This is a genomic window from Pontibacillus salicampi (genome assembly GCF_042434395.1).
Classification (GTDB): domain Bacteria; phylum Bacillota; class Bacilli; order Bacillales; family BH030062; genus Pontibacillus; species Pontibacillus salicampi.
The window spans coordinates 909726-935666 of sequence record NZ_JBHLTP010000003.1; the positions used below are offsets into that span (position 1 = coordinate 909726).

The 25941-nt window shown below is 39.6% G+C and carries 27 protein-coding genes and 1 other RNA gene; 23 read left to right on the plus strand and 5 right to left on the minus strand.

All coding sequences use genetic code 11. From position 1 onward, the window contains the following. The first annotated feature begins 4 nt into the window (after positions 1 to 4). The 8 genes from ACFFGV_RS06150 (at position 5) to ACFFGV_RS06185 (ending at position 6125) form a co-directional block, all read left to right on the plus strand. On the plus strand, positions 5 to 808 hold the full coding sequence (locus ACFFGV_RS06150; RefSeq protein ID WP_377345723.1) for a ComEC/Rec2 family competence protein: 804 nt from the start codon (positions 5 to 7) through the stop codon (positions 806 to 808). Between the two features lie 288 nt (positions 809 to 1096). Next, on the plus strand, positions 1097 to 1267 hold the full coding sequence (locus ACFFGV_RS06155) for a YpmA family protein (RefSeq protein WP_377345724.1): 171 nt from the start codon (positions 1097 to 1099) through the stop codon (positions 1265 to 1267). Beyond that, positions 1230 to 1754, plus strand: a complete 525-nt coding sequence (locus ACFFGV_RS06160; protein ID WP_377345725.1) for a cell wall elongation regulator TseB-like domain-containing protein — start codon at positions 1230 to 1232, stop codon at positions 1752 to 1754. The genes ACFFGV_RS06155 and ACFFGV_RS06160 overlap by 38 nt, the downstream gene beginning before the upstream one ends. A gap of 23 nt (positions 1755 to 1777) precedes the next feature. Beyond that, a complete protein-coding gene (locus ACFFGV_RS06165; RefSeq protein ID WP_377345726.1) occupies positions 1778 to 2962 on the plus strand; it encodes a pyridoxal phosphate-dependent aminotransferase in 1185 nt (394 codons plus the stop codon). Positions 2963 to 2986: 24 nt separating this feature from the next. Further along, complete coding sequence (gene asnS / locus ACFFGV_RS06170; protein WP_377345727.1) at positions 2987 to 4279, plus strand: asparagine--tRNA ligase; 1293 nt, start codon at positions 2987 to 2989, stop codon at positions 4277 to 4279. Positions 4280 to 4407: 128 nt separating this feature from the next. Continuing rightward, on the plus strand, positions 4408 to 5106 hold the full coding sequence (locus tag ACFFGV_RS06175; RefSeq protein ID WP_377345728.1) for a DnaD domain-containing protein: 699 nt from the start codon (positions 4408 to 4410) through the stop codon (positions 5104 to 5106). A gap of 13 nt (positions 5107 to 5119) precedes the next feature. Further along, complete coding sequence (gene nth, locus ACFFGV_RS06180) at positions 5120 to 5779, plus strand: endonuclease III (protein ID WP_377345729.1); 660 nt, start codon at positions 5120 to 5122, stop codon at positions 5777 to 5779. After that, a complete protein-coding gene (locus ACFFGV_RS06185) occupies positions 5772 to 6125 on the plus strand; it encodes a YpoC family protein (RefSeq protein ID WP_377345730.1) in 354 nt (117 codons plus the stop codon). The genes nth and ACFFGV_RS06185 overlap by 8 nt, the downstream gene beginning before the upstream one ends. 37 nt (positions 6126 to 6162) lie before the next feature. Here the strand turns inward: ACFFGV_RS06185 and ACFFGV_RS06190 are convergent, their stop codons facing one another. Both ACFFGV_RS06190 and recU read right to left on the minus strand, forming a co-directional pair. Then, positions 6163 to 8850, minus strand: a complete 2688-nt coding sequence (locus ACFFGV_RS06190) for a PBP1A family penicillin-binding protein (protein WP_377345731.1) — start codon at positions 8848 to 8850, stop codon at positions 6163 to 6165. 18 nt (positions 8851 to 8868) lie between these two features. Further along, the gene (gene recU, locus ACFFGV_RS06195; protein ID WP_377345732.1) at positions 8869 to 9459 is read right to left on the minus strand and encodes a Holliday junction resolvase RecU; all 591 of its coding nucleotides are present in this window, start codon (positions 9457 to 9459) and stop codon (positions 8869 to 8871) included. Between the two features lie 122 nt (positions 9460 to 9581). On the opposite strand from recU, the gene ACFFGV_RS06200 reads away from it, so the two are divergent. Beyond that, entirely contained in the window at positions 9582 to 10541 is a 960-nt protein-coding gene (locus ACFFGV_RS06200) for a DUF2515 family protein (RefSeq protein WP_377345733.1), read from the plus strand. A gap of 58 nt (positions 10542 to 10599) precedes the next feature. Here the strand turns inward: ACFFGV_RS06200 and ACFFGV_RS06205 are convergent, their stop codons facing one another. Then, positions 10600 to 10725 carry a hypothetical protein gene (locus ACFFGV_RS06205; protein ID WP_377345735.1) on the minus strand — a complete coding sequence of 42 codons (126 nt, stop codon included), beginning with the start codon at positions 10723 to 10725 and terminating at the stop codon, positions 10600 to 10602. A 176-nt stretch (positions 10726 to 10901) separates the two neighbouring features. On the opposite strand from ACFFGV_RS06205, the gene ACFFGV_RS06210 reads away from it, so the two are divergent. Both ACFFGV_RS06210 and ACFFGV_RS06215 read left to right on the plus strand, forming a co-directional pair. Beyond that, on the plus strand, positions 10902 to 11216 hold the full coding sequence (locus tag ACFFGV_RS06210) for a hypothetical protein (protein ID WP_377345736.1): 315 nt from the start codon (positions 10902 to 10904) through the stop codon (positions 11214 to 11216). 47 nt (positions 11217 to 11263) lie between these two features. Further along, positions 11264 to 11641: a DUF1798 family protein gene (locus ACFFGV_RS06215; RefSeq protein ID WP_377345737.1), complete on the plus strand. Its 378-nt coding sequence runs from the start codon at positions 11264 to 11266 to the stop codon at positions 11639 to 11641. A 91-nt stretch (positions 11642 to 11732) separates the two neighbouring features. On the opposite strand, the gene ACFFGV_RS06220 is transcribed toward ACFFGV_RS06215, so the two are convergent. Both ACFFGV_RS06220 and ACFFGV_RS06225 read right to left on the minus strand, forming a co-directional pair. After that, on the minus strand, positions 11733 to 11873 hold the full coding sequence (locus ACFFGV_RS06220) for a hypothetical protein (RefSeq protein WP_377345738.1): 141 nt from the start codon (positions 11871 to 11873) through the stop codon (positions 11733 to 11735). A 402-nt stretch (positions 11874 to 12275) separates the two neighbouring features. Continuing rightward, positions 12276 to 15350 carry an efflux RND transporter permease subunit gene (locus ACFFGV_RS06225; protein WP_377345739.1) on the minus strand — a complete coding sequence of 1025 codons (3075 nt, stop codon included), beginning with the start codon at positions 15348 to 15350 and terminating at the stop codon, positions 12276 to 12278. Between the two features lie 174 nt (positions 15351 to 15524). Between ACFFGV_RS06225 and ACFFGV_RS06230 the strand changes: the two genes are divergently transcribed. From ACFFGV_RS06230 to ACFFGV_RS06285, 12 genes are all read left to right on the plus strand, one after another. Further along, positions 15525 to 15923, plus strand: a complete 399-nt coding sequence (locus tag ACFFGV_RS06230; RefSeq protein WP_377345740.1) for a cytidine deaminase — start codon at positions 15525 to 15527, stop codon at positions 15921 to 15923. Positions 15924 to 16115: 192 nt separating this feature from the next. Next, entirely contained in the window at positions 16116 to 16526 is a 411-nt protein-coding gene (locus tag ACFFGV_RS06235) for a CotD family spore coat protein (protein WP_377345741.1), read from the plus strand. A gap of 54 nt (positions 16527 to 16580) precedes the next feature. Beyond that, complete coding sequence (locus ACFFGV_RS06240; protein WP_377345742.1) at positions 16581 to 17144, plus strand: SLOG family protein; 564 nt, start codon at positions 16581 to 16583, stop codon at positions 17142 to 17144. A gap of 62 nt (positions 17145 to 17206) precedes the next feature. Next, a complete protein-coding gene (gpsB, locus tag ACFFGV_RS06245) occupies positions 17207 to 17512 on the plus strand; it encodes a cell division regulator GpsB (RefSeq protein WP_377345743.1) in 306 nt (101 codons plus the stop codon). Between the two features lie 108 nt (positions 17513 to 17620). After that, positions 17621 to 18001: RNase P RNA component class B (rnpB, locus tag ACFFGV_RS06250), an RNA gene on the plus strand. A gap of 134 nt (positions 18002 to 18135) precedes the next feature. Continuing rightward, positions 18136 to 19269, plus strand: a complete 1134-nt coding sequence (locus tag ACFFGV_RS06255) for a THUMP domain-containing class I SAM-dependent RNA methyltransferase (RefSeq protein WP_377345744.1) — start codon at positions 18136 to 18138, stop codon at positions 19267 to 19269. Between the two features lie 433 nt (positions 19270 to 19702). Continuing rightward, positions 19703 to 20134, plus strand: a complete 432-nt coding sequence (locus ACFFGV_RS06260) for a universal stress protein (protein ID WP_377345745.1) — start codon at positions 19703 to 19705, stop codon at positions 20132 to 20134. 133 nt (positions 20135 to 20267) lie between these two features. Next, a complete protein-coding gene (locus ACFFGV_RS06265; RefSeq protein ID WP_377345746.1) occupies positions 20268 to 21689 on the plus strand; it encodes a spore germination protein in 1422 nt (473 codons plus the stop codon). Between the two features lie 106 nt (positions 21690 to 21795). Further along, on the plus strand, positions 21796 to 22884 hold the full coding sequence (locus ACFFGV_RS06270; protein WP_377345747.1) for a GerAB/ArcD/ProY family transporter: 1089 nt from the start codon (positions 21796 to 21798) through the stop codon (positions 22882 to 22884). Positions 22885 to 22889: 5 nt separating this feature from the next. Then, on the plus strand, positions 22890 to 23993 hold the full coding sequence (locus ACFFGV_RS06275) for a Ger(x)C family spore germination protein (RefSeq protein WP_377345748.1): 1104 nt from the start codon (positions 22890 to 22892) through the stop codon (positions 23991 to 23993). A gap of 67 nt (positions 23994 to 24060) precedes the next feature. Then, a complete protein-coding gene (locus ACFFGV_RS06280; protein ID WP_377345749.1) occupies positions 24061 to 25566 on the plus strand; it encodes a carboxypeptidase M32 in 1506 nt (501 codons plus the stop codon). Next, the gene (locus tag ACFFGV_RS06285) at positions 25559 to 25711 is read left to right on the plus strand and encodes a hypothetical protein (protein WP_377345751.1); all 153 of its coding nucleotides are present in this window, start codon (positions 25559 to 25561) and stop codon (positions 25709 to 25711) included. Before ACFFGV_RS06280 ends, ACFFGV_RS06285 begins: the two co-directional genes overlap by 8 nt. The last annotated feature ends 230 nt before the right edge of the window (positions 25712 to 25941 follow it).

Sequence of the window (25941 nt, forward strand, 5' to 3'; positions counted from 1 at the left end):
GGTTTTGAAGCGACTCGTATTGTATTGTGCACTATGTATGTTATTCTACGCTCATGCGGACTATATCCACGCTGATTCCCCATCCGCACTGAAGCTTGATCATCACGATGCATTATTTACTTTTTTTTCGCTGCCAGACGGTGAAGCAATGTTAATACAAACAGGGGAAGGAAAGACGTATTTGGTAAATACAGCGTCCCCAAAAAGTCAGCAGGATTTAATGACACAACTTCATCATTTCGGCGTTAATCAGATAGATCACCTTATGATTACTAGTCACAATAGAACCGAATGTGGAAACATAAACCGAATAGTAAAACGATATCATGTGGAGGAAATATATTATGGTGCTACATCTAAACAAGAGTGTATTAAACAATCTTACCGAACTAAAGCAAAGGAATGGAAAATTAACGAAACACACGCCCTTTCCAAAAAAGTAACGGTAAAACCAGTTGCTGCTACCTCAGACGGTTCCTTATCCTTGTACTTTACTTACGAAGACACCTCGTTGCTATTTTTAGGGAGCGGGGACCTTTCTCTAGAACGGCAACTAATGAAGGATAGTGCACTTCATGCAGAGATTTTAAAAATAGGGGGCTATGCCAAAACGAAGTCTCCTACGACAAGCTTCTTAGAAAAAATCGATCCTCATATTGCGTTTATATATCCATTACACGGAGTATTGCCCAACGAAGGGCTGCTCGAGAGGCTAGAGGAATCATGGATTGACGTATATGTATTAAGAAAAGTCGGCACAACCTCTGTTCATTTTTCTAATGCTGATTATGAGCTTTATCCTAAATAGAAATATATACAAGGCTTTTACGGTCTTGTATATATTTCTTTCCATATTTCCAAATAGTAGCGGATTGGTACTGTGGTAGCACAAAAAAAACCTACATGAACAATTCACGTAGGTAAAGGATGGGTTAGGAAGAATTTTTGAAATTTGATGTATAACCATCAAATTGTCGTGTGATAACTGTTATAATAAAGAGGTATTTCTCTTTGGTGTACTGTTATTTTGTGTACTCTTGAAAGAAATATGTTAGGCAATATTGGAAAGAACGTGGTGAAAGCAGGAGGGTTCACAATGAAACAAAAAATGGAAGTAGTATCAACGGTACGGATAGAGAAATCGAACGATTTATACAAAATAGTCGACTCCTTAAACCGTACACTAAAACAGGATGACCTTATGTTTGGTCTAGCATTGGATGAGAATGATGAAAACACAGCGGTATTCACCATCTACAGAACGTAGTAAAATAACGTATGCACTTTGGGGATTGGGTATAATTGCTTTTATTGCAGTTCTTTTCTTTTCAGGTATGTATATTCAAATCATGGGCGAAAAAACAGATACTTATAATCAGTCTGAACAACAGGCTTTGAATCAGACTGAACTTAGTAGTGTACATCATGTTTCCCGTTATCACGGACCAATTCGATATGATATAGTAGCAGGTGTGACCAAAGAGGGTAAGAAAGGCTATGCGTTTATACCAAAAGATACAGAGCAAGCGAACATTTCTTATGTAGCGTTAAGTGACGTTCTGACAGAGGATTCCATGAAGCAGCAATGGCAATCTACGTGTAATGCATGTGAGCTGATAGATATTATTCCCGCTCATGATGGCAGCATACCTCTATGGGAAGTAACATTTACAGATAGCAATGAACGGTATGCAATTCAAACATTTAATATGAAAAGTGGCTCTAAGGTGGACACATTTTACTTTAGGCGGTAATACATTTTGGGAGGATTTAAACGATGGAGCTAGCAAAACGAGTACAAACACTTACCCCTTCAAGCACATTAGCTATTACAGCCATGGCCAATGCTTTAAAGGCAGAAGGACATGATGTAATCGGCCTGGGTGCTGGCGAACCTGATTTTAATACACCAGCACACATTCTAGAGGCTGCAAAAGAAGCAATGGATAAAGGCTACACCAAATATACTCCGTCTGGGGGCGTTCCAGCTCTTAAAGAGGCGATAGTACATAAATATAAACAGGATAACGATCTAACATACGAAACGAACCAGGTTATCGTTACCACTGGGGCGAAGCATGCATTATATACCTTATTCCAAACACTTCTAGACCCTGGTGAAGAAGTGATTGTACCTGCTCCGTATTGGGTTAGTTATCCTGAACAAATTAAGCTTGCAGAGGGAACACCAGTATTCATTACAACGAATGAAGAAACGAATTTCAAACTAACTCCCGATCAGCTGGAAGCAAGTATTACAGACCGGACGAAGGCGATCATTATTAATTCTCCATCTAATCCTACTGGCATGCTGTATTCTAAGGAGGAATTAGCTGCCATTGGAGCGGTTTGCTTACGTCATAATGTAATGATTGTCTCTGATGAGATATATGAACAGCTCATTTATGGTGACGAGCAGCACACATCTATTGCTCAAATTTCTAATGAGTTAAAAAATATTACAATTGTTATTAACGGGGTATCGAAATCCCATGCTATGACCGGCTGGAGAATCGGTTATGCGCTCGGGAATGAGAAAGTTATCAAAGCGATGACAAACCTTGCTTCTCATTCTACATCGAATCCTACAACCATATCACAATATGCAGCATTAGCAGCTTATACGTCCTCTCAAGAAAAAGTAGAAGAGATGAAGGAAGCATTTGCAGAACGTCTGGAAAGATTATACGAATGGATTACTGCTATTCCAGGTGTGTATTGTGAAAAGCCGAAAGGTGCGTTTTATCTGTTTCCTAACGTACGGGAAGCGGTTCAGGCTAATGGCTTTGATTCTGTTGATGATTGGGTGAAAGCAATATTGGAAGAGGAAAAAGTGGCCTTAGTACCAGGTTCTGGTTTTGGTTCGCCTGATAATGTCCGTCTGTCCTATGCCACCTCTTTAGATCAATTAGAAGAAGCCGCAACAAGAATAAACAGATTTGTACAGAAGCATCAATCGTAACATCGAAGTTGGAGGGAATTTTTTATGAAAACAACAATATCACAAGTACACAAGCACCTTGAGGAGGAAGTAACTATTGGAGCATGGCTGGCTAATAAACGCTCCAGTGGAAAAATTGCTTTCCTACAGCTAAGAGATGGTACAGGATTTATCCAGGGAGTTGTCGTTAAGTCCGATGTGGATGAAGAGACATTTAACCTGGCTAAAAATATTACGCAAGAGTCCTCTTTATATGTGTCAGGCAAAATCGTGGAGGATTCCAGATCACCTCTAGGATATGAGTTGCAGGTTTCTTCGCTAGAGGTCATTCAACAAGCTGAAGATTATCCCATTACTCCTAAGGAGCATGGTACCGAATTCCTGATGGATCACCGTCATTTATGGCTTCGTTCTAAGAAGCAGCATGCTATTATGAAGGTTCGTAATGAAATAATTCGATCCACTTACGAATTCTTTAACACAAATGGCTATACAAAAATAGATCCCCCTATTTTAACGGGATCTTCTGCAGAAGGATCGACAGAGCTTTTCCATACAAAATATTTTGAAGAGGATGCTTACCTTTCCCAAAGCGGCCAGCTGTACATGGAAGCAGCTGCGATGGCATTTGGTAAAGTATTTTCCTTTGGTCCTACCTTCCGTGCAGAAAAGTCCAAAACACGCCGTCATTTAATCGAATTTTGGATGATTGAGCCGGAAATGGCATTTATGGACCATGAAGATAGCTTAGAGGTACAGGAGCAGTATGTATCTCATGTTGTTCAGTCTGTTCTTAAGAATTGTGCTATTGAACTGCAAACACTCGAGCGTGATGTAAGTAAATTGGAGAATATAACTGCACCATTCCCGCGTATTACGTATGATGATGCTGTTACTTTGTTAAAGGAAAAAGGTTTTGATGATATCGAGTGGGGGGAGGACTTCGGAGCTCCTCACGAAACTGCTATCGCGGAAAGCTATGATAAACCTGTGTTCATTACTCACTATCCACTGGATATTAAGGCGTTTTACATGAAGCCTGATCCGAACAATCCTGATGTTGCTTTATGTGCTGATTTAATTGCACCGGAAGGCTATGGAGAAATTATCGGTGGTTCGGAGCGTATTAATGATCTTGACCTAATGAAACAACGGTACGAAGAGCATGATTTAACAGACGATGCCTATAAATGGTACTTAGAGCTGCGTCAATATGGTACTGTTCCTCACTCTGGATTTGGTTTAGGCTTAGAAAGAACGGTGGCATGGATAGCTGGAGTAGAGCATGTCCGTGAGACCATCCCATTCCCTCGTTTATTAAACCGTCTGTACCCTTAATAAACTAGAAAAGCTCCCAAAAATTGGGGGCTTTTTCATTCTATTTTATCGTTTTGGGTATGGTATCTCATGTTATAATCATGGGATGAATGCTCGTGTTAAGACAGTAAAGGTTGGTGTATTACTCCATGAATAAAATTAGTCAATTAATGAAGGATCAGATGACGTTCCCTAAATCACTATTGTTACGTTATCAGTCTTTATCGTTAACGGAAGTTGATGTGATGGTCATTCTCCATCTTCACCGTTTTCAAACGGAAGGAAATGATTTCCCAACGCCAGGAGAATTAACCCATTACTTATCCATCTCAGAACAACAGTGCTCTCAAGTGCTAAGAAAGCTTATCCAGAAAGGATATCTTTCTATTGAACAAGAGACATCTGATCAAAATGTAATCAACGAATTATATACCCTTGAAGGTTTATGGGAAGCTCTCATGTCTGAGGATACGGAATATGCCTCCTCCAAGGAAGAGAAAGAGGAGCAGCCGAATATGTTTGTCCTTTTTGAACAGGAGTTTGGAAGGCCATTATCTCCTTTTGAAATTGAAACCATTAATCTTTGGATCGATGAAGATCACCAAGAACCAGCTCTAATCAAGGCAGCTTTACGAGAAGCGGTCTTAATGGGGAAGATGAATTTCAAGTATATCGACCGAATCTTAAGAGAGTGGAAAAAGAAGGGCATACAAACAGTCCAGCAGGCAAGAGAGATCAGTAAATCCTTTCGAAGCAAGCAAGGAAACGGTACAAACACATCGACAGATCAAACGCATCATGCTAGTCAGTCGTCTATTTATTATAATTGGTTGGATGAAGAAGAGTAAGGGAGAGAATGGGATGTTAAATAGCACGCAAATGCGGGAGGTATTAAATACATTTCAGGAGATGTTTCCTGATGCGGATTGTGAGCTAGAGCATAAAAATGCATTTGAATTACTCGTGGCTGTAGTATTATCTGCTCAATGTACGGATGTCTTAGTGAACAAAGTAACGAGACAATTGTTTCAAAAATATAAAACACCTGAGGATTATGTTAATGTTCCTATTGAAGAATTACAGCAGGACATCAAGTCCATTGGCTTATATCGTAACAAATCTAAAAATATCCGTAAGCTAAGTCAAATGCTAATAGATGAATATGACGGAGTTGTTCCATCCACAAAAGAGGAACTTCAAAAATTAGCTGGGGTGGGGCGAAAAACCGCCAATGTCGTCAGTGCAGTAGCATTTGGTGAGCCTGCCATAGCGGTAGATACCCATGTTGAGAGAGTCTCGAAAAGGCTTGGTATTTGCCGATGGAAGGATTCCGTCTTAGAAGTGGAAAAAACACTCATGAAAAGAGTACCAAGAGAAGAGTGGAGCGCAACTCACCATAGAATGATTTTCTTTGGAAGGTATCATTGTAAGGCCCAGATTCCAAATTGTGAGGAATGTCCCTTGCTTTATTTATGTCGAGAAGGGCAAAAACGGATGAAGAGAAAGACAGCCCATGCATGAAAAGGGAAAGGAAATCATCCAAAATTGGAAACAAGTCAAAGAAGGTCTTCACGTAAAAAGGAAGGACAAAGATAAAAGTGGCATACAGCAGGAAATGTTACTACAAGTTGAATATGCTAAGGAAGCAATATGTTTGGTGAACGATGTAAGCTATGAACAAAAGCGTTTTTATTCTGATAAGGACAGCTTTACCTTTGTACCTTGGAATGTGCAAGATAGACTGGAATTTATAGAGCAATACCCTGCTCATTATCAAGCTTTTATTCAACTAGATCAACTATATAAGGAGCTTGAAAAAATATATGCTCGTGCAGGTATAGTAAAGCAAAAGGATCAATCCAAATGAATGGATTGATCCTTTTTGATCGTTCAGTTATGGAGAATCAGGCAGCCTCATCCTCTTGTTCATTCTCGGATTCATTATCGCTGCCATTTCCTCCTTGGTTGTTGCCATTGTCGGAAGGAGGCTGTTGATTAGAGTCACCATCAGAGTTTGAGTCACCAGATTCTTGATCGGAATCTCCATTCCCTTGGTTTTGACCTCCATCATTCCCATTGCCGGATTGCCCATTATCGTTTGAGCCGTTACCGTTGTTTTCCTCGCCGTTATCTCCATCACTCTCATCCTCTGATGGATTATCTTCTTGATCACCATCCTCTTGATTTTCTTCGTCATTTCCTTCTTCGTCTTCTCCCACACCATCCAGAATATCATCCGGGTTTTCTTCTTCTGGAATATTTACTTGCACACTTGCAGGATCGGACCTGTTTTCACTACTGTTCTCACTGATAGCAATAACGTCAAAGGTATAGGTATTTCCTGGTTTTAAATCAGTAATCTGTACCTTTTTGTCTTTCGTATTAGGAAGCAGTGTCTGCTTTTCCTGTCCTTGGATACCACCATTTACAGTAAAGACAACCTTCTCGCCTTCTTTATAATCCCAGCTAAGCGTTAATGCACCTTTCTCCTCATCATATTCACTAGAAAGGTTCTGAACTGGATCCAGTTTATCGAATGCCTGTGACGTTTTAGAAGGTTCTGTGCCCTTTACAAACAGTTCCGTTATGATTTTGGATGATGGTGTATATTCGCTTGGCAGCTTAGCAGGAGTTGTTCCTTCTTCAATGGAAACTTCCACTACGGACGAAGGCTTTTGGAAATCTGCTGTATTCTTCCCTTGGGAGATATGTCCCATCACCTGACTGAATATTACTTGTGGTATTTGCTTCGCTTGTTGCGTTGTAATATCTGCACCTTCTACACCAGAATAGCCAGACCATACGGAAATCGTATAGTTTGTTGTATATCCAGTAAACCAGGAATCTGTAGTTCGACCGTCATCCTTATTGGTTGTACCAGTTTTACCAGCTAGAGGAAGGCCAGACACATTAGCTGCTCGTCCTGTACCTATGTTAGAGCTTACAACACCCTTCAGCATATCAGTTATCATATAAGCTGTGTATTCGTTCATTGCAGCATTGGATTTTGCTTTAAATTCCACTGGAGCTTTATCCCCTTGGAACTCCACTTTACGCACTGCATATGGTTCATTGAATACACCACCGTTACCGAATGCACTATAAGCACCTGCAAGCTCTAGGGGCGTAACATATTCTCCGCCGCCGATGGCATTGGATTCAACCATTGTCTTCTGTTCAAAGTCAATACCTAAACCTTCTGCAAAGGACTGTGCGTTTCCAATGCCTACTTCATTTATTGTTTTTACTGCAGGTACGTTTCTAGATCGCACGAGAGCTTCTCTTATCGACATTTGCCCTAAATAATTGTTATCAAAGTTAGTTACCTCTTGGTTATTTGGATCTGTTTGATAGTTATATGGTTCATCATCCAATTGATGATAGGTGGACCACTGCATGTTCTCAATCGCTGGGCCATATGCTGTAACTGGTTTAAATGTAGACCCTGGCTGAAATCCATCTCCTTGAATAGCATAGTTAAAGGAGTCGCTAATGTTCTCCTTGTTACGACCGCCGCCGATAGCGCGAATAGCACCTGATTGAGTATCAAGGACGGTCAAGCCTGTCTGGAATTGATCGTCAGGGAAGTTAATGGAACTTTCAGATCCAAGCAGTGATTCTACTTTTTGTTGAGCATTTGGATCGAGCGTCGTATAGACTTTGAGTCCATCTTTATAGATATCTGCGCCATCCATCTTTTCCTGAACCTCATCTATAACCTGTTCCAAGAAGGCATCGTATGGTATGTCAGAGTCACGATCAGCTTTTTCAAGCATGGATTCAACCGAAACTTGTCTAGCTTCTTTTGCTTCCTCTTCACTGATTTTTTCATGCTGTACCATGAGGTCGAGCACTGTATTTTTTCGTTCCTGTGCTAAATCAGGGTGCTCAAAAGGGTCATAGCCAGATGGGCGCTGTGGTAAACCAGCTAATAGGGCAGCCTCAGCTAGTGTTAAATCCTTAAGATCTTTATTGAAATACACTTCTGCTGCTTTTGCAACACCATAGGCGCCATTCCCATAGTAAATCTTGTTTAAATACATAGTTAAGATTTGATCTTTCGAATATTGCTGTTCTAGACGCAAGGCAAGCCATTGCTCTTGTACTTTACGTTCTAAGGATTTTTCAGGACTTAAAAACGCGTTCTTCACTACCTGCTGGGTAATGGTACTAGCACCTTGAGCTCCAAAACCTTGCGTAACATTAGCCCATAATGCAGCCATTATTCGCTGGAAATCAATGCCCATGTGATCACGAAATCTTGCGTCCTCTGTAGCGATGACAGCATCCTCTAGCAGAGCAGGAACATCCTCATAAGCAATTTTCGTTCGCTTTTCGGAGCCTAAGTCCGCAAACAAATTGTCATCCATGTCATATATTTTTGCAGATAAGGGATCAGATAATTTCGCTTCCTTTAATGCCGGTGCTCCAGATACGTAATAGGCGAATACGCCACCTGCTCCAATAGCACCAATAATACCAATAATAAAAATCGTCATTAGAATCCGTCTCATAACGGACGTGTTTTTTTGTTTTTTTGAGCTTTTCTGCTGTTTTCTTCTAGCAGCACGAGATTGGCTTTCATCTGCCATGTCTCATCGTCCTCCATTCTAAAGGTACATTTCATCAATTACGGATAAGTAATCTACTCTTATGTGAAACTTAAAGGGGATAAAATGTCCTTCTTGTTGTATATCCTTATAGGGGATAGATTTTCTTCCGCCTTTAGTTTGACGTTCCCAGTAAGGAAAAAGTTTCTCAGCTGCGAAGAAAAAAGTTTCTTCCAACAAAGAGAAACGAATTAGTATGAAGCAAATACCACCATGTTCCACTATCTGCTTCATATGCTGTACTTGGTGATCATGAATATTAGATAGGGGGAAGGAGGTTTTATTCTTTGTTTCCTTCGCTTCAAAATCAATATAGCTTCCTTTATAAATTCCATTATAGTCGGTAGTAGAAGCTTGTTTAAAGTATGCCTCCCTAATAACGGCTGCACTTCTTTTCGGGAAATCGACATCAACAATTTGTACAGGTGTTGGCTTTTTATGAATTACTGCTTTCCCTTCTCTTAGATAAGCCTGATTGGTTTGATTTATGTCCTCCTCCAGTGTCATTCCTCTATTGGAAAAGTCCGCTTTCTTTTGTCTGCTCCGCTGAATAGGAGCATGCGTTTTCCTTTGTCCGTTTGGATATTTCATATAGACAAGCCTCCCTACGCATGTAAGTATCATATCAAAAATTTATTAATTATGAGAAGAAAAATAAAAAAATCCACTTATTTGTCTTATTTCAGAACATGCTACTAGGGAGGTGAATGATAATGAACCAAAATACGATGGATGCTATGCTGGAAGATATTGCTCTACAAACAAAGCATAACAACAAAGATAATATATCTCGAACGAAAGCCTATCAAACCTTTTATATGCATAATAAAGAAATTCATTGGTCCTTCCTAGCCAGTATGGTCTCTCGTAATGCAGGCTGGAATATGACAGATTTACAGACTCCGCCCCTTTGTACTCTCTTAAATGACGCTGCTAAAAAGAACATTTTTATGACATATGAGCGAGCCAACTGGTTAATTTTTTCTGATGCGTATCCTCAACTATTGCTTTATGCATTTTGTAAAGCAGAAAACCAACCGATGTTTCATTTGTTACGACATTTTTCTGTATCGAGCTTTATGATCAAGGAGTGGGAAAACTTTTGGTATCACTCTGACTATAGAAGACTTGTTACGGCATTAATTATTAATGAACAAAATGTTATCCAAAAACCGGTCATACGTCAGTCGTTTTACTCAAAGACTGTTTTTCACAAGGCTCCTTATCTTGTTCAGGATTTTTTCAACATGAGTGCTGTATTGTTCCCTACCTTGACGGGAGAAGTCTATGGAGCTTATGTCCACGATTTTTCGAATGTGTCCAAGCGAATTAAGCTTGGCAAGCAATTGTCGGCCTTACTGTTTCATCCTGAATATAGTGGACGATTTTTAGATTTTGCCCTTTGGACAGAGCCAACAGGCTCCAGAAATGAATATGAGCAATATTTCACTTATGCCACTATTCGATCACCGATGCTTAGAAGGATTTATCCTGTCATACAGCACAAGGATACTATTCGTAAAGAATGGTGTATTTCAGGCCGCTCGGTAAGGAAAAAGTGGTGGAAACAGGAAGACCTCCAGAACCACAAGGATGTAAGTCATCGTTTCTATGCAAAAAGAACCGCCCTACAAGCACTCATACATGTCATGGATGCCATTCACCATCAATGAAGTATAGAAAAACCTTAAACCCTCCTACGTATGCAGGCGGTTTAAGGTTTCAAAATTGTTAGGTTGCAGGACGGTTTTCTCCCTCTAACTTAGGGTTTCCGTCTCCTTTAAAGCTTTCATTTCGTTGCTTTGGTTGACCATTAAGCGGCTTTTTTGCCTGAGTGTTTCTACCTTTTTTACCCATTATACATCCCTCCTCGACAATAGTTTATGTTAAGGCTCTTAAATCATACGAAGCTTATGTGAAATGGGGAAAACCACTTTCTTTGTAGCTTTTCTTCTAGTTTTGTCGTTCGAAAAGGAGAATACATTTTCAAGAAGAATATACTCTACAAAGACAATGCAGAGGAGGAATCCATAATGGGTTTAGCTGCTAAAGAGTGGAAAATGTATCAAGATGGCGTATCGAAGCAGGAGTTTGAAAAATCATGGGTAGATGTGATGGATAGACTTCAGATCGTTGAGGATAAAATTTCAAGGAAAGCAGATGAGGTAGTATTAACGATGGTCTTATCTCATCGGAAGGAATTAGAAAAATTACATGAGGAAATTCAGCTTCTGCAACAGGAAGTAAATACTATTCAAAAAGACAACAACGATTCGTATAGTAACCTTGGATTTAGAAAGGAGAAAAAGGAAGTAAAAAATTTATGGCGGCTCTGGTTTAAGAAGTGAAGATTGTCTGCTCTCCATGTTACAGTAGGAGAGAAGGAGTGAGTTTTTTGTCAGAAACATTAGAACAGCACATTTGGACGATAAAAGAGCATTTAGATTTACTCAAGGAGCAATATTTATCAAGCGAGAAACCAACAGATAAAAAAGATTATACTCTTTTTAATAAAGTGAAAGAGGAAACAGGACCATTATTTGAGCTTATAGAAGAGTGGTATCAGGAAGCAGAGCGTTTTCTAAAACAAATTCCACAGCCAACGGTCTTTCCTTTGCAGCTACAAAATACGAAGGATAACTTTGAACTGGTCTTATTGCATAGCTATTATATCGATGTGAAAAAAAAGAGGTACATGGAATTGTACCATTCCATTCATTTTGTACTCAATCAATTGTTAGACGATATAAATCGTACTACATCCTCTAAGTAAAATGCAGAACTTTATAGTGGAAAAAGCAAAACCGTCAAGGAAGTGTACCCTTGACGGTTTTGCTATTCGATGTGCTTTTTCATTAGGGGAGTTATTCTTTTATTGCTCCGCCTTTATTGCTATGCATGTTAGCTGGTTTTGGTTCGCCAACTTCTGCAAATCGTTTTGCTTCTAAAGGCTTTTCCTGCTCATGATTTTGCTTTTTTTCCTTAAAACCTTTACCTCTGCCCATATTTTGTCCCTCCTAGTACTATAAGCTTCAGCCCGAATAAAGGAGCTTCGTTCTTAGTATCTAATAAGAGAAAAAAATAATGTAAATGAATTGAATGATTGTTGCAAGCTTTACTCATTACATAAATAGGAGAGAGCTCTTCTTTATTGGTGTAACAACATGGAGTTTATTCGGTTATGAAGAAAAAACAATTGCAGTTGATTGAGGGAGCTACGATCTATAATTAGAAGCCATTCTCACCAACTTGAGTGCTCTATTTAACAGCACTTTACAAGGATGGATTTGAAGCGAAGACATACATCCCCATATATAGTAGCTGACACCCATATTCCTATCTGCCACAATGTCTTACCCAAATAGATAACCGGGCTCTTGTGTGTAGACGCAAGAACCCGGTTTGATTTATTCCTCTATTGGTTTCGGTTTTCCTCTTGTAATACGGTATAACATGAGGTAGAAGGCTGGTAATAGGATCAAAGTTAATAATGTTGAGAACAATAGCCCTGATACGATGGAAACAGCTAGAGGTCTAAACAAAACGTCTCCTGATAAAGCAATAGGCAAAAGAGCCGCAATGGATGTCAAAGAGGTAAGGAGAATAGGTCTAACCCTCGCCCTGCCAGCTTCTATCAAGGACTCGATAATGGAATGTGATTCTCGATGATTTTGTTCAATAAATTCCACTAAAATGACGGAGTTTCGTACCACTATGCCTGAAAGGGAAACAATGCCTAGTACGGCAAGAAAACTCAAAGGCTGTCCACTGATGAATAAACCAACGATTGCTCCAGTAACAGCTAGAAAGACCGTACTTGTAATCAACAGCGGCATTAACAATGAGTTGAATTGTACTGCTATTACAAGATAAATAAGAAATAGCACTATGACAAACAGCTTGGAAACTTCAATGAAGAATTCCTGTTCGGCATTAGCAGCTCCTTCTTGAGTAAAGGAGTATCCCTCAGGAAGGTCATCTTCATATTGATCGATGACTTCTTGGGCTTCGGATTGGAAATCAGAACTATCCTTTGCACCATAAGCCTTAATGGTTATGGTGCGTTCTCCATTTAAATGAGGAATGGTACCAATTTGCGTTAATTGCTTTTCCGAAATTAACTCACTTAATGGATAAACCTCAGGAGGACCATTAGTATTTGTAGAGGAAGTAACTTCCAGTTTGTCTAATGCAACACTGTCCTTTTCCCCATCATCTACAAGGACTTTCATGTCTATGCTCTCTTTCCCATTATCAAACGTAGGGAGCGGGATACCTGTATTCGCCGCTTGCAATTGAGATGATACTTGATCAATAGAAATATTGTTTTGTGCAATAATGTCTCTGTTTAATGTATATTCAATAGATGGTTGTTCCTTATTCATGTTGCTTGTAACTAATTCATTAGCTGGAATTTCCTCTAATTCTGACTGGAGCTCCTTCGATATTTCTAATAATGTATTTAATTCAGAGCCCTGAACCTTTACTTCGATTGGTGGGCTAGGTGGAGGTCCGGAAACAATCGTCTCAAGGAAAATTTCTCCATTAGTAAACTCTTCTCGAAGTGGTTGTTCAAAGTCCTGAATAAACTGGGAAGCACTTGTTTTTTCCTTATCAATTCTAATGAGAAGCTGCCCAGTATTTTCTCCGCTTTGCTCAATGGTGGAGTTGAAAAGGGGAGGCATCCCTGTCCCAGCAAATACAGCTGTTTCCGTGACGGCATCACTGTTTGTTTGAATATAGGATTCCATGGTTTCCAGGTTGTCCTTTGTATTGTTTAGCGTGGTACCCTGTGGGTATTCCACAGTCAGCGTTACCTCTTTACGATCTGCTTCTGGAAAGAATTCAAATGGAATTTTTACAGCAAGCCCCGCAAGCATAATACATAAAACGAGGCCAGAAAAACCAATAATAAATGGACGCTTTGAAACTTTTGGTAACATTTTATCCGCATAGATAGTTTCAATTCGATTGAATAAGCTGCCAAGTAATCCGACTTTTTTAGGAGCTTCTTTAGAGTCTTTTCGCTTGTGCCTAACATACTGTACGGTAGGTATTAATGTTAGAGAAAGAATGGTGGAAGCTACAATAGTCGTAATCAATGTGGTTGGCAATGCTCGAATGAAATCTCCGTTGCTTCCGGACAAGAACGTGAGCGGAAGGAAGCTGAATATAATCATTAAGGTAGAAGTAATAATGGATGTTCGCACTTCTTTAATCCCTAGGATGGCACCTTTCCATGCACTATCTCCAAGCTGATACCTTCTTTGGATATTGTCATTCACAACGATTGCATCATCTACTAGGATACCGATTGCGATAATAATTCCTATAACAGATATCTGGTTTAAATCCACACCTGCATACGGTAAAGGCAGCAAGCCTATTACTACAGATATAGGTATGGCTACAGCAACTAGTACAGCAGAAGAGAAGGGCAACCCTATTAACATAATAATAAATACAGCTAGTAGGGAAATTGCAAAGGAGGTAATTAAGTTCGTAAACACCTCTTCTATAATAGTACTCTGTGTATAGAATTCCTGTACCTCAATCCCAGTTGGTAAGTCTTCTGATAAAGTATTTACTTGAGTGGTTATACGTTCTTGCAAAGAGGATATATTCATTCCCTCGTTAGCTAAAACAGTAAAGGATAGAGCAGGCTTACCTTTATACGTGATAAGGTCCTCGGTATCTTTAAAGGACTTCTTAATGGTACCAATATCTTTAACATATATTGGGTTGCCATTTGCATCTATGCCAACAGAAACATCTTTAAGCTGCTCCCACTCTTCCGTTTTCTTTAGGAGAAGCTGAAACTGCTTGTCATCTTCTTCAAGTGTCCCTATTGCTCCAGGAGATAATTCCTGCCTCAAAGAATCGGCAACTTGAAAGGCAGAAAGCTTTTGTTCTTTTAACCGTTCATTATCTAATGATATTACCAATTGCTCTTCTGGAATACCTTTTACAAGGACAGATTCAATGCCTGTGATATTTGTTAATGATTCTTTCCAAGTCTCCACGTTTTCTCTAAGATTGTATAAATCATCGTAGGAGTCACCGACAAAATGGTAAGAGGAAACAGCCGCCATCCGAAAATCAGTTGTTACGGACGGATCTTGTACTTCATCTGGAAATCCTCTTGATATATCTGAAACAGATTGTCTTATTTTGGAGAAGACGGCTTGTTTGTCTTCATTATCAGATAAGGTTAAGGTAACCGAAGAAAATCCAGTAGTAGAAACGGACTCTATCGTATCCACTCCGTCTATATTCTCCAGCTCTTCCTCATAGGGGTTTGTGATAGTTTGTTCCATTTCCTGCGGGGTGGCCCCTGGATAAACGGTTGATACAGATGCGATGTTTACGTTGATTTCTGGTATTTCCCGCTTAGGTAGTTGTAAGTATGTAAATATTCCAGTAAAAACGAGAAGGGCAATAAATACCCAAACCATTTTGCGATACTTTAGTATCCAGCTCATGTTCATCCTCCTATTCATTACATTACCTACAGTTTATCGTATTGGTCCCATAAAATGCGAGCAGAAGGTCATAGTGAATGTGCCCCAGGTGAACATTGATTGAAATCGCTTTACATATGTGAGATTATCTTCTATAATTATTATCCCAGATTGAAACGGAAAGGCGGTCTTGTTTTGGACAAACAACAACTATTAGAAAGAGCGAAAAAAGCTCGTGAAATGGCATATGTACCTTATTCGAAATTTCCTGTTGGAGCTAGTGTGCTGACGAAAAGCGGGGAAGTGTATGATGGATGTAATATAGAAAATGCAGCCTATCCCGTTACTTGCTGTGCAGAAAGAGTAGCTATCTTTAAAGCAATATCAGCAGGGGAGACTGAATTCATATCTCTAGGAGTCGTTGCTGATACAAAAAGACCAGTACCGCCTTGTGGATCTTGTCGTCAAGTTATTAGCGAGTTTTTCCCGCAAAATGTGAAGGTTCATACATCAAATCTTGCAGGAGAAGTTAAATCATTAACGGTTGAAGAGCTCTTGCCGTACTCCTTTTCTTCAGATGATTTAGCAGAATAGCATGAAAAAAAAACAGTAATTCTGTATAAGGATAGAATTACTGTTTTTTCTGTTTCTACTAAAGAAAATAGGCTAGTATAGAATAGAAGAATTCGTACAAATAGCGTAAAATAGGTATCTGTCTTAGTACATGTCTCCCTTTTGTGACATAGGTTATTAATGAACCTATCATAAAGGAAGGAGACAAAGGATATGCACAAAAAGATGTGTCACCCTGGAATGGTCAGTCCTGCCAAGACTAATGTGTACCCTACAAAGCAGTGTGTGAAGCATAACTTCTATCAGCAAGAGGTGAATAACGTTTTTCCAACTCACACTACAAACGTTAATCACGTTAACACCGTAAACAAAAACTTCTATCCTCAATCACAGTCTGATGTAACTCAGTATTCCCAGCAAGATGTAAACATGGGACCTACTTCGCCAATGGGTATGGGACCAGGAGGTCAGGTAATGGGTGCCTCTACTGGTCCACAAGGCATGGGACCAGGTATGCAAGGTCCTGGTGGCCAGGTTGCTGGAGCTTCCACAGGGCCACAAGGAATGGGACCTGGTATGCCTATGGGTATGAAGAAGCCTGGTTGTGGATGTTATAGAGATTAATGATTAATTGGGCTGGGTAATCCAGCTCAATCTACATAGCAAAGAGGGAATAGAATGAAAGTATTGATGGTTACAGGTTATAAGCCGATGGAACTAGGAATATTTAAAATAGATGATCCTAATATAGAATATGTGAAAGAAACTATTAAGAGACGGCTAATTCCCTTAATAGAGGAAGGGCTAGAGTGGATTTTGATATCAGGTCAAATGGGCGTAGAGCTGTGGACTGGAGAAATTGTACTTGAACTGAAGGAAGAATACCCCATTAAGCTAGGTGTTTTTCCACCATTCCTACATCAGGAAAAGAGGTGGCCAGAGCCTCAGCAAGAACAATATCAAATGCTGGTAGAGACTGCAGATTTTTATCAATCACTCTACCAGAAAGAGTATGAAGGAGCCTACCAATTTAAAGCAAAGGACCAATGGTTTTTAGATAAAACAGATGGTTGCTTAATACTATATGATGAAGAAACAGGCGGAACACCTGGATACTATTTGGAAAAAGCGAAAACCTATCAGGAACATAATGCCTATACTATTTTAACCATTACCCCTTTCGATATAGAGGAGACAGTGGAGGAAATGCGTATGGAAGATCCAAACTACTGGTCGAATTAAATTGACATTCCTTTCAACTTCTGTAAAACTTATAATAAGTGTATTTTTCTGAGGTGAGATAAATGGGGTTAGAACGTATTCAATTAAGCAGTAAGGAAATCCTGGATAAAGATTTTAAAACAGGGATTCGTGGATATAATCAAGAAGAAGTAGATCAATTTTTAGATACCGTTATACAAGACTACGAAGCCTTTCAACAGGAGATTGACCGCTTAAAACAAGAAAATGATCGTTTGAAAAAACAAAATGGAAATTCCAACAGATCAAAGACAAACGCTTCATCTACAGGGCAAGTTAATTATGATATTCTCCAACGAGTGTCTAACTTGGAGAAGGCCGTTTTCGGAAAGAAATACGCTGATTCGTAGCTTTCCAATAATTACATGCTGAAACATTAAGAAAACAATGGTATAATTATTTCGAGTCGTCATTGACTCGACATTTCGAATATCTTACAATGTTTTAGTATTTGATAAATGCTTGGGTAATCGCTGCATGTTTTCATGTAGAGGAAAGTCCATGCTCACACAGGCTGAGATGCTTGTAGTGTTCGTGCTTGACGAAACCATAAGTCAAGGTAGTCTAACGGCTAACGGCAGGGAACTAATCTAAGTCCTTATTGGATAGGATTATATTACCTTGAAAGTGCCACAGTGACGTAGTTCTATCGGAAACGGTAGAAGTGGAACGAGGTAAACCCCACGAGTGAGCAACCCAAATGTTGGTAGGGGCACTCTTCTGAGGGAATTAAACCAAAGGGAGAGACAGGCATTGAGTCCTGTAGATAGATGATTACCGCCGGAGTACGAGGTTGACCACCGTTTGCAGTACAAAGGCACAGAACATGGCTTACAAAGCATTTATCCAGGTCGCCTTTTTTTGAAGTGTAACCCTTTCTAAGCGTAGCTTTAGAAAGGGTTTTTTATTGGGTAACATCGGTTAAGATGTACATAGAGATATGGAATGAGTAAGCAATAAAGGAGTTTACGTAATGCCTAAAACAGTAACATTAATAGCTACAAGTGCAATGGGGCTTGAATCCGTTGTTGCAAGGGAAGTGAAAGATTTAGGGTATGAAAATGTGACAGTAGAAAATGGACGGGTTCGATATGAAGCTGATTTGGCTGCAATCCCACGTAGTAATTTATGGCTGCGAACAGCAGACAGGGTTAAATTGCTTATAGGAGAATTCACTGCCACCACATTTGATGACCTGTTTGAACAAACGAAAGCACTTGCCTGGGAGCAATACATCCCTGAGGATGGAGCAATACCAGTAACGGGGAAATCCGTAAAATCCACCTTATACTCTGTTCCCGATTGCCAATCTATTGTAAAAAAAGCAATTGTAGAGCGTATGAAGCAAAAGTATGGATTAGCAACTCATTTAGAAGAGTCTGGACCTGCACATCGAGTGGAAATTGCTATTCATAAAGATCATGCGATGCTCACTTTGGACACAAGTGGAGCTGGGCTTCACAAACGTGGTTATCGCACGGGGCAGGGCGAAGCTCCTTTAAAAGAAACCTTAGCTGCAGCTCTCGTGAAGCTTACCAACTGGAGACCGGATGAACCATTTGTAGATCCATTTTGCGGGTCAGGCACTATCCCGATTGAAGCGGCATTAATTGGACAAAATATAGCGCCAGGCTTTAATAGAGAGTTTGCTTCTGAGGAATGGGATTTAATTCCTTATAACCTCTGGGAAGATGCCTTTAACGAAGCGGAAGCTGCTGCGAATTACGATCAACCATTGGACATAACAGGCTTTGATAAGGACCAACGGATGGTAGAAATCGCTAAGGAGAATGCCACAGAGTCCGGTCTTGGTGAGATTATTACATGGAAGCAAATGAGAATAGAAGACTTTCGACCATCCTCTTCCAATGGATACATTGTTGGCAATCCTCCTTATGGGGAACGTATGGGGGATAAAGAAGATGTAGAAAAAATGTATCAGGCATTCGGTCAACTAATGAATAACTATCCTTCCTGGAGCGTTTATGTAGTCACATCCAATGAAGATTTCGAGAAACTATATGGTAGAGAAGCTACGAAACGCCGTAAATTGTATAATGGGTATATTAAAATTGACTATTATCAATATTTCGGTAAAAAAGAATAGCTATACTAATAAAGACCTCATCTCAAAGCGGATGAGGTCTTTTTGCATTTAGAAAAAGTAATAAGTAGTGTCCAAAATCAACTAAAGCACCTTAAGTGGCGGACTTGAATTCGAGATATTCTTATTAAATAAATATCCGTTACGTTTATCGGAAGAAAGGTATGCCTGAAAAATGCTCTCTACCCTGTTTGCCCCACAGGTAGTTCGGTGTTGCTTCAGGACGTAGCGGTTTTATCCGATTCTCCTTTTTTTGGCCTAGTCTTTGCGATATACTGCTTTCTTTAAAACTCCCGTTAAACTATCTCGGATCGAAATCCTCTACTTTTCTCCCCTTTATCCGTCAAAAATCTGTCTTAACATTGTACTCTATAATGATAGGTTATACGATACAATGAAAGGGGATACATTATAGAGAATGAAGGAGTGGATTGTTATGGGTTCGTCTATTATCGTTCCAATCGATGGATCTTCCAATGCATTAGCAGCTTTGGAGGAGGCAACTCGCTTATCACATCAACTGGATTGTCCGTTAGTGCTTGTCAACGTACAGCATCGAATTGAAACATTGCATACGAAGATGTTTTTCTCCAAGACAGATATTCATCAATATCAGCAGGAATTAGCTGAAAAAGCATTAGAAGATGCCCTGCAGCAGTTAGAAGGGAAAGGGATATCCTACGAGGAAATCGTTCGTATAGGGTATCCAATTCACGAAATTTGCGAGGTAGCAAAGGAAATGGAAGCAAGCTATATCGTCATCGGCTCGAGGGGGAGAGGACCCTTGAAGGGACAAGTGTTTGGCAGCGTCTCTATGGGGGTGCTTCAGGAGGCTGAATGTCCTGTAATTGTGGTGAAAAAAAAGTAAAATAACGCTCTCACTATGCTAATTAAGTCCAGTCTATAGCAGACTGGATTTTTTCGTGTCTTACGGCTTGTATAAGTCTATGCCATTTTACAAAACATGAAGGTATAAGATGTTACGTAATGGAGGAACTGAAATGAGGCATTCGTCACGTACTGTGGAACACCCTGGGTATGAAGAGGTCGTTCGTCAATTAGACTTATGTGACGACTTAACGAAAGATACGTTTCCAGAGCAACACATACGCGTTTTATATTTCGATCATTTAGTGGATACCGTGAAAGTAAATAAAGAAATTAAAGAGCTGATCAACCGACTCTCAAAGAATGATCTCGCGAAGCTATTTGAAAAAGATGAGTACGAGCAGGTACATCATGCAAGAGATGCTGTCAAAGCTGTAATGAATGGATTTGTGGTTATATTCACAGAAAAATTTGTTTATAAATATGATGCTTATGGTCCAAAAACGAGAGAGATATCTCAATCTGAAACAGAAGCTGTTATCACTGGTTCACATGAAGCGTTCGTAGAATCAAGCGAAACGAATCTTTCGTTAGTGCGAAGAAGGCTTCGAACGCCCTCCTTGAAGGTGAAGAAATTGGAAGTAGGGGATTTGACCAAGTCAGCTGTATTTATTTTATATCTTCAAGATATTGCAAATGAGAAAATTGTAGAGCAGCTGAAAGACCGCATTGCGTCCTTAAGATTGGATGCGATTGAGGATGGCCATATGCTTGTACAGTGTATAGATGAACATCCCCATTCCATTTTTCCGCAATACTTCACTACAGAAAGACCTGATGTGATAGTTAGTAAATTAGTAGACGGCAAAATATGTGGAATTGTGGATCATAGTCCTACCGCATTCAGTACACCGACTAACTTTTTTGAGTTTTTTGCATCTCCAGATGATAATAATCAGCGATGGATTATTAGTACATTTATTCTTTGGATGCGGTATATTGCGTTGTTTATTACATTAACGTTTACTGCTTTTTATGTTTCATTTACCACGTACCATTATGAAATGCTTCCTCAAGCACTGCTTATGTCTATTGCAGAATCGCGGGATAAGGTACCATTTCCGCCTTTAGTAGAGGCTATACTGCTGGAGGGGACGATTGAATTGCTACGGGAGGCTGGAGTACGACTTCCATCAAAAATTGCTCAAACCATTGGTATTGTTGGTGGAATCGTAATAGGACAAGCGGCAGTGGAGGCAGGTCTTGTAAGTAATACGTTAATTATTTCTGTAGCGATTTCCGCTATTGCGTCGTTTGTTATACCGAATTACATTCTCAGTGCTTCATTACGAATAGGGAGATTTTTATTTATTTTGCTAGCCGGATTGTTTGGAAATTTTGGGTTAGTAGTCGGACTAATATTGATGATTATTCATTTAGGATCCTTATCTAATATGGGTGCCCCTTACGTTAATCCGATTGCACCTCTCCATCCAAGGGATAGTTTGAGGATATTGCTGCGCATTCCGTATGCTTGGAATCATAAAAGACCAAGCCAGTCTAGCTCACCCCAACCCGATAAGAGGTCTAATTGATAGCCTTGACTAATACTCACACATTATTTTCTAACACCGCTTTCCTAACAGATGAAAGTGTAGCGCGTTTGGTAACAAATACAAAGGAAGAAGGAAGGGGCCGGGGATGGTGAGAAAGGAAACGATACATCCTTTTCATTTATTTGTTTTAGTGTATATGATCCAATCAGGTGTTACCCTTTTTTCGCTTCCTCGAATGGTCGGGGAAGCGTATGGAATGAATGGATGGCTTGTTCTTTTTATTCATTATGGGATAGCCTCCTTCAATATTTATCTTATTTATCTCGTGTATAAAAAAGGAGAAGGTAACTCTCCGTTTCAACTACTGGAAAAGGCTCTTCCTAAGTGGCTATATGCTCCTTTCTATTGCTTCCTGGTTATAATGTGGGGCATTATTGCTATTACTATCGTTAGACAGTATATTTATATTCTTCAAATATTTTCGTTCCCTTCTACTTCATCGAATTGGTTTATAGTGTTGATGTTATTGTTAGTCTTTGTTTTTGTCATACAAGGCTTTTACAGGATATCGCTTATCACTACTCTGCTATTTTATTTCTCCTTCTGGTTATTATTGATCGGTATCCCTATTTTCTCTGCATGGGATATACAGAATATGACAAAATTCTTTCTAGTCGGTGCCACGGATTCCACCGTCAGAAGCACACTTGAGGTGTACACTGGGTTTTTAGGATATGAACTTGTATTGCTATGGTTTCCGTATCTTGCTAAGGAAAGAAAGAATTTTAAGGCAATCTGGCTAGGGCATTCCTTTACCTTTTTTGTTTACTTATATGCCTGCATCGTAGCATTTGGATTTTATAGCTTTACTCAACTGCTGGATAATTTGTTTCCAACCCTTATCGCATTTCAGCACATCGAGCTGCCGTTTTTATCTCGTTTTGACAGCTTAATTTATGCAGGGTTTTTAGCTAAGGTTATGGTGACAGTTTCCCTCTATTTTTGGGCATCTGTACATATGGCAAAACGGCTGATGCCAGCATCCAATACGGTGTGGATATTACTGGCTATCCTAATCGTGTCCTATGTAGGGTCATTGCGGCTTGACAATATACGAAAAACAGTAGAGGTGCTCGGTATAGCAAGTATTTTCGATATTGCTACCGCTTTCTTACTACCAGTGTTGTTTTTGATATTCATAGCTATACAGAAAAGGAACAAGAATAGGAGGTGATTAGTATGAAAAGATGGATATACTTTCTAAGTGTCCTTCTTCTGATGGGTTGTTCAGATACGCATATTGTAGAGGATGTCGGCTTCATTAACTCGATGGCACTGGATGTTCCTGAGGATGAGGAGCAGAAGAATAAAATATTAGTTACTGCTTCCATTCCGCAAATAAACACAAGAACGGAAAATGAGCGAGAAGTACTTTCTGCCGTTGCCAATAGTGATAAGGAAGCGATGATGGAGCTATCGAGCGCTTCTAATCGACAACTATTGAATGGAAAAATGGAGCTGCTGTTATTTGGAGAAGGATTTGCGGAGGGGGGTATAGATAACAATATTAAAACCTTTAGCCGAGATCCGAAATTTTCAGGTGCTATTCATGTCGTTGTGGCAGAAGGGCAGGCCAAGAGCGTTCTGGAGCCAATGATGCCTAATAAAGAAAACCCTAGTATCTATCTTGAAGAGCTAATAGAGAAGGAGATCAGAGCCAATACAGCAATAAAAACCGATTTACATGATTTTCTTCGCGACCTACATGATAAAGGCAAGGATCCGGTAACAGCATTGGTCACACTTCGGGATGATGAGCCAATGATTAATGGAATTGCATTATTTCAAAATGAGAAGATGGTCGATACAATGCCATTATCGCTCGTTCGTTATTATATGTTCTTAGCAGGCTTCTTTAGTGCTGGTTCTCTTGGGTTTGAACACGAGGACCACGGAGAAAAAGCACCTCTAACGTTTAACTGCATTCGAAATGATCGGAGAATAACTGTAGATTACACCAATATAGACGACATAAAGGTGACGGTTCACTTGACCGTTAAAGGCTCGTTGCTTGAGTACAATGGTGATATGGATATGAGTGATAACAAGGATCAAACTGCGTTAGAAAAAATCATCGAAGAACACATTACTCAAATCGGGGATGGTATCATAGCGACGTTACAGGAGCAGCAAGTAGATCCAATTGGGATTGGGAAGCATGTCCGCAACCATATAGATTATCAAACCTGGCAGGAGATGAACTGGCGGGAAGATGTGTATCCGAATGTTGATGTAGAGATTAAAACGGATGTAACCATAAAGGACATTGGAGTAACGAAATAGCTTTCTACTTTTTCAGATTATTTGTATAATATAATAGGGAAAAGCAAGTATTAGAGGAGGAGACCATATGGGGAAACAATGGAATAGAGCAGAGCAAGCGTTTATGGATTACACTAAGGTAATGAGCCAGTACGAAGAGGCGATTAGCCTAATGCATTGGGATCTTCGGACAGGAGCACCTAAAAAAGGGGTAGAAGGTCGCTCGGATGTCATAGCTACATTGTCACAGCAGGTTCATGAGATGGCTACCTCTGAAACGATGAAACAGTACATACAGACCTTAAAGGGGAACACAGATGACCCAATTATCCAGAAATCAGTAGAGGAATGTGAAAGAAATTACGAGCAATCTTCTAAAATTCCATCTGAGGAGTATAAGGAGTATGTAGCCCTTCAATCCAAATCAGAATCCATTTGGGAAGAGGCTAAAGAGAATAACGATTTTGAACTGTATAGACCTTACTTAGAAAAAATGGTGGAGTATAATAAACGATTTGCTGCATATTGGGGATATGAAGGTCACATTTATAATGCTCTACTAGATAACTTCGAACCGGGTGTTACAGTGGACGTGCTGGATAATGTTTTTCCGAAGGTTAGAAAAGCATTGACGGATCTTCTCCAAAAAATAACACAATCAAATGTAGAGGTAGATCCATCTGTATTGACGGGACATTTTCCTAAAGACAAACAGCAATCGTTCAGCCTGGAAATTTTAAAACGAATGGGATATGATTTTGACGGTGGAAGATTGGATGAAACCGTACATCCTTTTGCCATTGACTTAAACCCTGGAGACGTTAGAGTAACGACTAAGTATGATGAAGCAGACTTTAGAACAGCTGTATTTGGCACAATTCATGAAGGGGGTCATGCCCTATATGAGCAAAACGTGGATACAGAGTTGGCGTACACGCCTGTAGCCAGTGGAACGTCAATGGGGATACATGAATCGCAGTCCTTATTCTGGGAAAATTTCGTAGCTAGAAGTAAAGCATTCTGGAATAACCATTTTGATTTGTTTCTTTCTAATGCTCCAACATCATTTCAACATGTTGATTTTACATCCTTTTTCCACGCAGTAAATGAAGTGAAGCCATCTTTAATCCGCATAGAAGCAGATGAGCTGACATACTGCTTGCATATAATGGTCCGCTATGAATTAGAGAAAGCACTAATAAATAGTGAGATTGAAGTAAAGGATCTGCCTGAGCTTTGGAATGATAAAATGGAAGAATATCTAGGGATACGCCCGACAACTAATCAAGAGGGTATTTTACAGGATGTTCATTGGGCTGGCGGTGCATTTGGTTATTTCCCATCCTATGCACTTGGATATATGTACGCGGCACAATTGCATCATGCCATGCAGCAGCAATTAGATGTAGATGCATTGGTTGCTCAAGGCACCTTCGATCCAATTAGACAATGGCTCACCAACAATGTGCATCAATATGGTAAAATGAAAAAGCCATTAGAAATCTTAAATGATGCAACAGGGGAGAGCTTAAACCCAGATTATTTAGTACACTATTTAACAGAGAAATACAAGAAGATTTATCTATATGAATGAAGCAGGTGACAGCATGATCCCTTCTAAATTCAGGGAATTTTATGATGAAAAATCATCTGAAAAGGAACTATTGATATACTTTTGGTTATTTGCACTCGTCATTGTTTTACTTAGTATGGCAGTCGTGTATTACTTACTATTTTAATACATGAGCAAGAATTAAGTTTCGGCTCATTCGAAGGCTAAGCATGCAGAGAGACTACAGTTTCTCTGTATGCTTTTTTATTGCAGTAAGGAGTTGAATTTTACTCTGTTTATTTCCTGATAACTAGTTATTATTTCTATGGTACTCTAAAAACTGAAAAAGAAGCAGTAGAGGTAATAGATACGTAAAAATATTTTAGAATAATATTCTCCCATAACGTTTAAAAAATG